Here is a 9,173-nt window from a genome sequence, read left to right as displayed (position 1 = left end):
ACCGACGCTTGACTTCAGGCGACATCTTGTTCGGGGCGTACCTGGGCATTGGAATCCCTCACGATCAGGATTCGCAACGACCGTTAGACACTGCCGTGTCTACCCGGTGGTGTTCATCGACGCGATTCACGTCAAGGTCCGCGATGGGCAGGTCACGAACCGGCCGGTCTACGTCGCTATCGGCGTCAGCGTCAACGGCGAACGCGACATCCTCGGGCTGTGGGCCGGGGACGGCGGCGAAGGGGCAAAGTTCCGGCTTTCGGTGCTGACCGAAATCAAGAACCGGGGTGTGGAGGACGTCTGCATCACGGTCTGCGACGGACTCAAGGGCCTGCCAGAGGCAATCACCACCGTCTGGTCCTTGGCGGTGGTCCAAACCTGCATCGTGCACCTGATCCGCAACACCTTCCGCTACGCCGCCCGCCAGTACTGGGACGAGATGTCCAAGGACCTGCGCCCGGTCTACACAGCACCCTCAGAGGCGGCAGCGAAGGAACGCTTCGTGGAGTTCTCAACCAAATGGGGCCGGCAGTACCCGGCGATCACCCGGCTGTGGGAGAACGCCTGGAGCGAGTTCGTGCCGTTCCTGGACTACGGAGCCTGTCGCAGAATGGCGTGGTCCCAGCCCGGCCGGTGACGACTGGCCTGCTGGTCGGGGGTCGGCGGATGCCCGAGGGGCCCCAAGGCCGGGGCCTCAGCCGGTTACTGTATGGATCTTCCGGATGTTGTAAGCGGCGGCCGCGAGATTCAGCTCGCCGCGGGCTGCGTCGAGGCCTCTGCGGGAGAACCTGCTCAGGATCGTCTTGAGGGTTCCGATGCTGGGTTCGACGGTTGCGCCGCGGCGTTTGTATGCGGCTGATCCTTCAGGTGTCCGGAGGCGGTGGGCCATCACTTCCCGTGCGTTTGACCCGGCTGGCGGCGGGCCGGATGCCGGTGATCGGGCTGCCTCGGCATGCTGTTCGCGGCCCTTGCCGAGGGCGATGATCCGGTCGGGGCCGGGTGCCTTCAGGTTCTGGTTGCTGCAGTAGCCGGCATCGGCGAGCACGACCCCGATCTGGTGTTCGGGCGAGCCGGTGCTTGCATGCAGGGCCGCGGCTGCGTCGGTGGCTGCGGTCATCATGGGAATGAAAGAGGGCATGTCGTTGGGCTGCTGATTCACATTGACGGCGGCGATGACGTGGTCAGCAGTGACGGCGACCTGCGCGTTGTATCCCTGGACGAAACCCCGGCGTGTGGGCATCACCCGCGACTCCGGGTCGGTGGTGTTCGCGATGGCCTTGGGCAGGCTTCCCGTCGGGGCTTGCCCGTCGCTCGCCGCGGCCGCCTCGGCGGCAGCGACGACACGGCGTGCCCGGATGATCCTGGAGTGCTCCTCGGTCGGGACAGGCGGGGCTCCCATCGGCTTCTTCCCTGCGGCGATCAACGCAGCCCGGCGATCGAGCTTGGCTTGGTGGTCGCGCAGCTCCCGTTGCAGATGTGCCCTGGCCTCGGCGAGCCGGAGCGGGCCGTCAGGGATTCTGCCCCGCACCGGCAGGCCTGCCTGGGACGCCTCCAGCCGGGCCTGAGCTCCGGTCTCCCGGGCCTGGCGATCGGTGTCCAGTCGACGCTGCTGCTGGGTAAGTTCCGCTGCTGCGCGACGGATCCGCTCTGCCCTGGCAGACCTTCCGGCCAGCGCTCCACGGAGACGGTCGCCGCCCTCGTCAGCCCCGCGGGCGGCCAGCGCATCCTCGGCTGCATCCACGCGTTGTGCCTCTTCGACGATCTCATCGGCGATCTCTTTGGCGTGCTGGTCGAGCCAGTCCCGGCCCCGGTTCGCATCGATGGACGCGTTCGCGGGAATCTTCGTCCCGTCGATCGCGATCGTCCCGAACCGGGCAAGCCCCGCCCGTGCGGCGATCAGCAGCACCTGCGCGAACAACCCGGCGAACGCTTCCTCGGACACAGCACGGAACCTCGCAATCGTCGCGTGGTCTGGCACATCGGCCGCGCACGCCACCTTGAACGCAATGTCCGTGCGGCATAGCCGCTCGACCTGACGCGATGACCGCACGCCGCGGCAGTACGCATAGACCAGCAGTCCCAGGAGCATCCGTGGATCGTATCCCGCTGCGCCGACCCCGCCGCGCCGCCGCGACGCTTCGAAAGATGACACATCGAGCGTCTCGACGATCTCAATGACAAGCCAGACGAGATGATCTTCCGGCAGCCAGTCCCGCATATCCGGCGGAAGCAGAAACACCTGATCACGCCGCACAGGACGATAACTCCGAGCCATACCCGATTCTCCCAAGCACCTTGCCACCGCCCGGGCTGGGACACGCCATTCTGCGACAGGCTCTACGACGTGGAAATCCGGCGGGTCATCTGCAGCACCAACGCCATCGAATCCGTCAACGCCCGCTACCGGCGCGCGGTCAGGGCACGCGGCCATTTCCCTACCGAGCAGGCGGCCCTGAAATGCCTCTATCTGGCCACCCGGGCCCTGGACCCTACAGGCAAAGGCAGGGCACGATGGGCCACACGATGGAAGCCGGCACTGAACGCCTTCGCCATCAGTTTCGACGGAAGAATCAACTAAATGCCAACCGCGGATCCACCGAAAATCGGACAGTCCCATCCCCCTTGGGCGGGCGTGCCGCCGGCCCCTGTGTGTGCTGGCCCCTGCCGGCTTTGGCTGAAGCGGTTGCGGGACAGCATCTCCCCAAACACGGTTTCGTTTCCGTTCGCCGGGCCTCCTGTTCACCGCTGGTCTTCTGTCGGGCATTAGGGCGTACTTTGCTCTTGGGCATAAGCGGGGGTTCCTTCCCGTTTGGGGCGACAGGGGCCCGGGTCTGGTTCCTGTGATCATCACTCTGTTCGAGCTGGTTATCCTTGCCGGGCCTTCATTCGGGGGTTTTTCTTGTTGATGACGAAGGTGCGGCCTCGGCGTCGGACTATCTGGGCGCCGGGGATCTTTTTCAGCGCCCGCAGCGAGTTTCGTACTTTCATGAGTTTCTCCTTGATGTTGTTTCGGTGGTCCGGTTCAGCTCGAACGGGTCTTGGATCGATTCCGGGCTGCCGGCCATCTCCGCTTCGGTTAGTTCGCAGGCGGTGAGCAGGGCGGCAATCTCCGCGGCGTCGACCTCGTCGCCGGTGACGGCCAGGACGGTTTCGGGGTGCCCGGTTTCCGGATGGCAATCCTGCCCGGGACCTGAAGGGGCTATGGACAGGTCCACAGGAAGCGGCCCGCGTTCTGCCTGCCATGGGCCGGTGTTCTCCAGCCAGATCCTGGGACCGATGCCGTGGACAGAGATCCGGCAGTCCGGTGCTGACGCCACCCAGAGCCGGCCGCGAAGTGAGCAGGATCCTTCGGCCAGGGACGCCAGGGCGTGGCGGAAGCGTCCCGGATGCAATGGACGCTCGATGCGCTGGACCACGGTAGTGAAGGGCGGGGATGATGTGGCCGGGGTCCGCGCCGAGCCCGGAGCAGTGCGTGCTGTGGCCGCTGCGACGTTGTGCCGGCCCGGCCGGACCTCGCCCGCGCTTTCGATGACCACAGCGTGCGGAGCCAACTCTTTGATCAGCTGGACTCCGCGGACCCGTGCTGCAGGATCAACCGGCAGCAGGGCCGGGTCGGCCAGCAGCACGGTGTCGCTGAACAACAGCTCTCCCACGACAAATTCCCCTGGCGTCCGGTCATCCTCCGGGACGGGAGTAAACCCGGACTCGAACAACGTGTGGGGATCCCATATCTGATCCTCAACGGCATCCGGGGCGCAGGCCAGTACCACCGAATCAATGGTGAAAGTGCCACCCAGGCCCCTCAGAAGCGCATGCACCGCCGTCGACGAGGCAACAGCAGGGGGCAATCCCAAAATGATCTGGGTACCGGCCTCAAGCAGCCTCTTCACTGTGGGGACAACATCCAGACGCACCGTGCAGCTAAGGCATCCGTGTTCCAGAGTCGATTCCGCCCGCTCAACACGACGACCCTCCCTGAATGTCCTTCGGATGACGAGCCCGTCTTCCAGAAGATCATGGAAGACGACCAGGGCACCCGGGGAATCGGCCGCCAGCGCAGCGCAGGCCTTCTGACGGCTGAAGACATCGAGGGAGCTCACGATGGTTACATGCATGGCCAAGAACCTACATGAGAATCGTTCTCATTTACAAACCCGCCACCTTGGGTGGCCTCCGGGCGGCCCTGGGGTCCGTTATTGACACTGATTCTCATTTAGCTGACAATGAGTGTTTATGAGACCCGGCGCCCACCTCCTGCGGGTCTTGACCTCCCAGCTGGAGACCGACGTCAATGTCGGGCTGCGCGGGGAATCCTGAGATGGAGCGCATCACCCGCCAGCAATTGGCCCTGCGCACGGTGCTGGAGCGGAGCCGTGACTTCCGCAGCGCCCAACAGCTGTACGCCATGCTGCGCGAGGACGGCGAAACGGTCTCCCTGGCCACCGTCTACCGGATCCTGCATTCGATGGCCCGGGAAGGCAGCGTCGACGTGCTGCGAACACAGGACACCGAAAGCCGCTACCGCCGCTGCGAGCGTCAGGAACATCACCACCACCTGGTCTGCCGCCTTTGCGGACACACCGTTGAAGTCACAGAGACCACAGTGGAACGCTGGGCCTCCCGCACCGCGAGCGAACACGGCTTCGCCGCCGTCTCCCACACCGTCGAACTCCTTGGAATCTGCGCCGGATGCGAAGGCACCTCACGCGTCTAGGCATGGCGCCTGACACTCCTCGGAAGACACTGCCGATAGACGGTGCCCTGCGCGCCCATTTTCCGGGCTGGCCGGGGGTCTCGGGCACGCCCCACATCCCGAAACCCGAGTTTCCCGAACCAGGCCGCATGCCAGGATTGCCCGGACCTGGGAAAGCATTGATAGGTGCATAAAAGCGTGCTCATATTTCTATGTGGCCGTCGACGAGGAATCCCGTCCGGGGGTGGCGGAGTTGTTCAAGACGCTGCCCTCCACCTCTCGGCCGCCCATCCTGTGCGCGCTTGCCCACGAGGCCTCGTCCGTAGGCGCACTGGTTGGGGCAGCGACAATGTCCCAGCCCTTGGTTCCCCAGCACCCGCGGCTGCTCCGGGGAATCAATCCGGTCACTGCCAACAGGTCAGGGCGCGAAATTATCCACTCCCTGACCAGTGCCCACGTGGCCCGCGTCATCCAGGACGCCATCCCACACAGTCTCGAACGGTAGGCGCCGACCGTTCGGCGCCCGGGAAGGAAAAGGATCATGACCGAGGAAGTCAAAGCAGAACACACACTGGCCGAGCACCAGCACGGGAGCCCGGACTGCACCCACGACACAGTCCAGCACGGCGACCATGTGGACTACCTCCACGACGGACACCGCCACGCCGAACACGAAGACCACTACGACGAACACGACGACCCGGCCGAGCACACGCCGGCCGAGCACCAGCACGGGGGCCCGGACTGCACCCACGAAAGGGTCGAGCATGGCGACCATGTGGACTTCATTCACGACGGACACCGCCACGCCGAACACGAAGGCCACTACGACGAACACTAGCAACACCCAAAGGCTCAGATACCGGAGCTTCTCACACCGGGCGCGCTTTTCACCGCACTCCCACTCAGCCCGCTATCCACGACCCAGCGGGTAGCTCCCACGCCCTGGCGCCCGACCCCCTGGTGCCCACCACCACTCAGCACCAGGGGCTTTAAGGGTCCGCTCATCAAGGCGATCAAACGAGGGGGCTGGACTCCGGCCCCGAAACTGCAGCGCAATTTCGCCGCAGAAGCGAAACCAGGTGGCATCCTTTATAGTTAACGAGATTCATTCTCAATAACAGTTAGGTGTATCGGATGCAGGACGAAAAACATGGTCACCGGCTCTTCCCGGTGGCTCTCGCGGCGGCTGGAACGGCGTTGATGCTGCTGCTGGCCGGCTGCAGTTCCAACAGCGCGGGACAGGCATCCACAACCGCCGCGCCGGTGGAGGTGACCGCCTCCACCGATGTCTACGGCGACATCGCCCAAACCATCGGCGGGGACAGAATTCATGTCACGCCCATCATTCACAGCGTGTCCCAGGACCCTCATTCCTATGAGGCCACCGCACAGGACAAGCTTGCCGTCTCCAAGGCCAAAGTCCTGATCGAGAACGGTGGCGGATACGACGATTTCTTCAACACTCTCGTCGCCGACAACACCACAGGCGATCACCGGCTCATCAACGTCACCGAACTCTCCGGGCTGGCACCCAAGGCCGGAACGGCCAGCCCGGGCGCCGCCCCGGAGACGCAAGATTTCAACGAACACCTGTGGTACAACTTTCAGACCATGACCGCGGCCGCGGACGCCATCGCCCAGGAACTATCACAGGTAGACCCAACCGGCGCCTCTTCGTACGCTGCCAACGCTGACCGGTTCAAAGCCGAACTCGGCAAACTCCAGGACCGTACCGCCGGGCTGAAAGCGAGCCACGAGGGTGAAGCCGTAGCCATCACCGAGCCGGTTCCCCTCTACCTGCTCGAGGCGGCCGGCCTGGTCAACAAGACCCCGGAAGAATTCAGCCACGCCATCGAAGAAGGCCGGGACGTCCCCGTCACCGTTCTGCAGGAAACCCAGAACCTCATCACGGGCAAAGCAGTCAAGATACTCGCCTACAACGACCAAACCGAGGGCCCGCAAACCAAGAAACTCAAGGACACCGCAACCGCCGCCGGCGTGCCCGTGGTGGACTTCACCGAAACCCTGCCCGAGGGCAAGAACTACCTCCAATGGATGGGCGAGAACGTCGACCACCTCGAAAAGGCCCTGCAACCCTAGTGCAGAACTACCGCCCACGCGTTACTGGAGCCCCGGACAAACCTGTCCGGGGCTCCCTCGTCGATGCTCTGGAGACTCGGCCGCTGCCCGAAGAATCGGGCGCAAGCCTCCTGCACCAGTGCCACCGGGTCCGGTTGGTGGCGCTGAAGTGCTTTCACGCGCTTGTCCAGCAGCAGCACCCTGGCCAGCACCTCAGCGCCTGCTCAGCAAGGTAGCGGCGCGGCAGCTGACTGCGACAGTGAAATCCAGCGACGGGACAGGCGCGTTGTGGGCCAGTTGGCGGCCCGGGTTCAGCAGCCGGCTTACAAGCTGGTCTAACCACAGCACCGCATCCTCCGCCACGTTCCGTGGTGGTTCCACATGCCATTTACCGATTACAGAACGCCGCCAAATAGCGCCGAAAGTCACACGGTCTGCTGAACATGCCGAGGGGTGTCTCGTGAACGATCGTTACCGAGACGAGTCATGATCTTAGAATTCACGGACCCATGGGTGGGTGTGATTGGGAATGGTGGTTTAGTCGCAGCCTGAGATGGCCGTTCGCCCTTTTCGCGTACGGAACGGCGAACGACACCCCGCAGGGAGCGGGGTGCCGTTCATCGATACTCGGGGCCGGCGCGTGTTTGCGACCTAGTTTCCGTGGGCCTCGATTGACACCGGCTGCCATTCTTTCCATGTTGCCAGGCGTGATTCGTAGTCCTTGGTTGCAATGTCCAGGGGTGCTTTGCCGAAGAAGATCCGCAGCGGCGGGTTCTCGGCGTCGACCACCTTGAGGATTGCGCCCCGGGTGGCGGTGGGGTTGCCCTTGTTGTTGGCGGAGGGGCGGCTTGCCGCGGCCGTGCGGACCTCGTCATAGACGTCCATCTGCTCACTGTGCGAGGCGGACGGCCCGGACCAGTCGGTAGAGAACCCGCCCGGTTCCACGAGCGTCACGTGGATATTAAAGCCTGCGACCTCCTGGGCGAGTGACTGGGAGAAGCCCTCCAGCGCCCACTTCGAAGCATGGTAGACGCCCACGGTGGGGAAGGCGCTGATCCCACCGATGCTCGATACCTGGATGATGTGTCCCGAACCCTGTTTCCGCATGATGGGAAGTGCCGCCTGCGTAATCCAGAGTGCACCGAACACGTTGGTCTCAAGTTGAGCCCGTACTTCGGCCTCGGTGAGTTCTTCGATCGTGCCGAAATGTCCGTAGCCGGCGTTGTTCACAACGACGTCGAGCCGCCCGAAGTGCTCGGAGGCTTTCTGGACTGCCGTGAAGTCGGCAGCACGGTCGGTGACGTCGAGCTGGATGGGCAGGAAAGTATCAGCGTACTTTTCAACAAGATCTTGAAGAGTCTCGAGCTTTCGCGCTGTGCCGGCGACGTTGTCTCCGCGCTCCAGGGCAGCTTCGGTCCATTCACGCCCGAAGCCCTTGGACGCGCCGGTGATAAACCAGGTCTTACTCATGGGTACGTTCCTTTCGATGGTGTACGTGGACAACTAACGTCCGGCGAGGACAAACACTTCCCAATGCATCGTGCCCGGGGGTGCCCCGGCAGCTTACCCGCACTGACAGTTCAGTTGGTCGGGAGAGTTTGCCGATGGTTTGGGCCACGGTGCACTCCACCCTCGCCTCCGACCTGAAGCTCGGTGCCTTGCGTGAAGAGTGGATGGACTCACCACAGCGGGCAACGGAAGCCGCAGCGGAGTGGAACGCGGCAGCGCGCAACAGGCGCACCGTGTCCAGGACCGGTCCCGAGAACGGAATACCCCCGGCGGAGATGTGGGTGGAGTACACGCGGAACGCGAGTGCACTGGTTGAGCAGCTGCGCACACTGCCCCGTGATGACCACGCCACGTGGGCGAGGGCAGCGCGGGAAGTCTCCGGTGCGTTCGCGGCATGGTCCCACCGGCTCGAACCGACGCCGGGGCCATTGGCGGCCACCGCCGCCGAACTGTCCCGCACCGCCCAGCTCCGGGCACCACGGGATCACAGCAAGCCCGTCGCCCTGCCGTCCATTGCCGGGACTGCCGTGTTGTTCATGGCCGCGTCCAGCAAGAACAAGACGGCCGCCCAATCGGCGCTCATGCTGCAGCTGGTCAATACTGCCTTCGCCATCCACGAAATGCACCAACAGTCCGGACGAACCCGTGAAGCGCAGCGGCTCCGTGCCGTCGTGACGGAACAGCTGAAACCGTTCGCGGCGACCATGCCCCGACCGGTCACCGTCGGTGCACCGGAACAGGCCCCGGCTCCTAACTCCGTAGAACTTGGACTGCGCGGCATGGCGCCCATCCGTCCAGGGTCAGCGGTGCCGAGCACACCAACGCCGGCCAAAACCGACCAGCACACGGGCCGTGATTCCGGCCCCGTACTTGACCGATAGGGACCACC

9 protein-coding genes and 2 pseudogenes are annotated in these 9,173 nt (G+C 64.2%); 7 read left to right on the top strand and 4 right to left on the bottom strand.

The window, feature by feature from the left end:
- Positions 1–77: 77 nt before the first annotated feature.
- A pseudogene (locus tag AB0313_RS18360) lies at positions 78–595 on the top strand (transposase); the annotation flags it as partial.
- Between the two features lie 99 nt (positions 596–694).
- Here the strand turns inward: AB0313_RS18360 and AB0313_RS18355 are convergent.
- Positions 695–2,239, bottom strand: coding sequence for a transposase (locus AB0313_RS18355; protein ID WP_366307330.1), 1,545 nt, complete (start codon positions 2,237–2,239; stop codon positions 695–697).
- Positions 2,240–2,320: 81 nt separating this feature from the next.
- Between AB0313_RS18355 and AB0313_RS18350 the strand changes: the two are divergent.
- Positions 2,321–2,578, top strand: a pseudogene (locus tag AB0313_RS18350) (transposase); the annotation flags it as partial.
- A 287-nt stretch (positions 2,579–2,865) separates the two neighbouring features.
- On the opposite strand, the gene ykgO reads toward AB0313_RS18350, so the two are convergent.
- Complete coding sequence (ykgO, locus tag AB0313_RS18345; protein WP_011693081.1) at positions 2,866–2,988, bottom strand: type B 50S ribosomal protein L36; 123 nt, start codon at positions 2,986–2,988, stop codon at positions 2,866–2,868.
- On the bottom strand, positions 2,985–4,115 hold the full coding sequence (locus AB0313_RS18340; RefSeq protein ID WP_366307328.1) for a GTP-binding protein: 1,131 nt from the start codon (positions 4,113–4,115) through the stop codon (positions 2,985–2,987). Before AB0313_RS18340 ends, ykgO begins: the two co-directional genes overlap by 4 nt.
- Before the next feature lie 203 nt (positions 4,116–4,318).
- Here AB0313_RS18340 and AB0313_RS18335 point away from each other — a divergent pair, with 203 nt between their 5' ends.
- The 4 genes from AB0313_RS18335 (at position 4,319) to AB0313_RS18320 (ending at position 6,796) form a co-directional block, all read left to right on the top strand.
- Positions 4,319–4,714, top strand: a complete 396-nt coding sequence (locus AB0313_RS18335; protein ID WP_366307326.1) for a Fur family transcriptional regulator — start codon at positions 4,319–4,321, stop codon at positions 4,712–4,714.
- A gap of 223 nt (positions 4,715–4,937) precedes the next feature.
- Positions 4,938–5,198: a transcriptional regulator gene (locus AB0313_RS18330; protein WP_366307324.1), complete on the top strand. Its 261-nt coding sequence runs from the start codon at positions 4,938–4,940 to the stop codon at positions 5,196–5,198.
- Between the two features lie 36 nt (positions 5,199–5,234).
- Positions 5,235–5,534, top strand: a complete 300-nt coding sequence (locus AB0313_RS18325; protein ID WP_366307322.1) for a hypothetical protein — start codon at positions 5,235–5,237, stop codon at positions 5,532–5,534.
- A gap of 296 nt (positions 5,535–5,830) precedes the next feature.
- Positions 5,831–6,796 carry a zinc ABC transporter substrate-binding protein gene (locus AB0313_RS18320; RefSeq protein ID WP_366307320.1) on the top strand — a complete coding sequence of 322 codons (966 nt, stop codon included), beginning with the start codon at positions 5,831–5,833 and terminating at the stop codon, positions 6,794–6,796.
- A gap of 630 nt (positions 6,797–7,426) precedes the next feature.
- Here the strand turns inward: AB0313_RS18320 and AB0313_RS18315 are convergent.
- Positions 7,427–8,245, bottom strand: a complete 819-nt coding sequence (locus tag AB0313_RS18315) for an SDR family oxidoreductase (protein WP_366307318.1) — start codon at positions 8,243–8,245, stop codon at positions 7,427–7,429.
- Between the two features lie 134 nt (positions 8,246–8,379).
- On the opposite strand from AB0313_RS18315, the gene AB0313_RS18310 reads away from it, so the two are divergent.
- Positions 8,380–9,165 carry a hypothetical protein gene (locus tag AB0313_RS18310; protein WP_366307317.1) on the top strand — a complete coding sequence of 262 codons (786 nt, stop codon included), beginning with the start codon at positions 8,380–8,382 and terminating at the stop codon, positions 9,163–9,165.
- Positions 9,166–9,173: the final 8 nt, after the last annotated feature.

Origin of the sequence: Pseudarthrobacter sp. NPDC080039 (genome assembly GCF_040702335.1) — a bacterium.
Classification (GTDB): domain Bacteria; phylum Actinomycetota; class Actinomycetes; order Actinomycetales; family Micrococcaceae; genus Arthrobacter; species Arthrobacter enclensis_A.
This window is presented reverse-complemented; position numbering and strand designations above follow the sequence as displayed.

Bases quoted from the DNA above. Each gene is read 5' to 3' on its own strand.
- ykgO (WP_011693081.1), bottom strand. From the start codon at position 2,988: ATGAAAGTACGAAACTCGCTGCGGGCGCTGAAAAAGATCCCCGGCGCC.
- AB0313_RS18340 (WP_366307328.1), bottom strand. From the start codon at position 4,115: ATGCATGTAACCATCGTGAGCTCCCTCGATGTCTTCAGCCGTCAGAAG.
- AB0313_RS18335 (WP_366307326.1), top strand. From the start codon at position 4,319: ATGGAGCGCATCACCCGCCAGCAATTGGCCCTGCGCACGGTGCTGGAG.
- AB0313_RS18325 (WP_366307322.1), top strand. From the start codon at position 5,235: ATGACCGAGGAAGTCAAAGCAGAACACACACTGGCCGAGCACCAGCAC.
- AB0313_RS18320 (WP_366307320.1), top strand. From the start codon at position 5,831: ATGCAGGACGAAAAACATGGTCACCGGCTCTTCCCGGTGGCTCTCGCG.
- AB0313_RS18315 (WP_366307318.1), bottom strand. From the start codon at position 8,245: ATGAGTAAGACCTGGTTTATCACCGGCGCGTCCAAGGGCTTCGGGCGT.
- AB0313_RS18310 (WP_366307317.1), top strand. From the start codon at position 8,380: ATGGTTTGGGCCACGGTGCACTCCACCCTCGCCTCCGACCTGAAGCTC.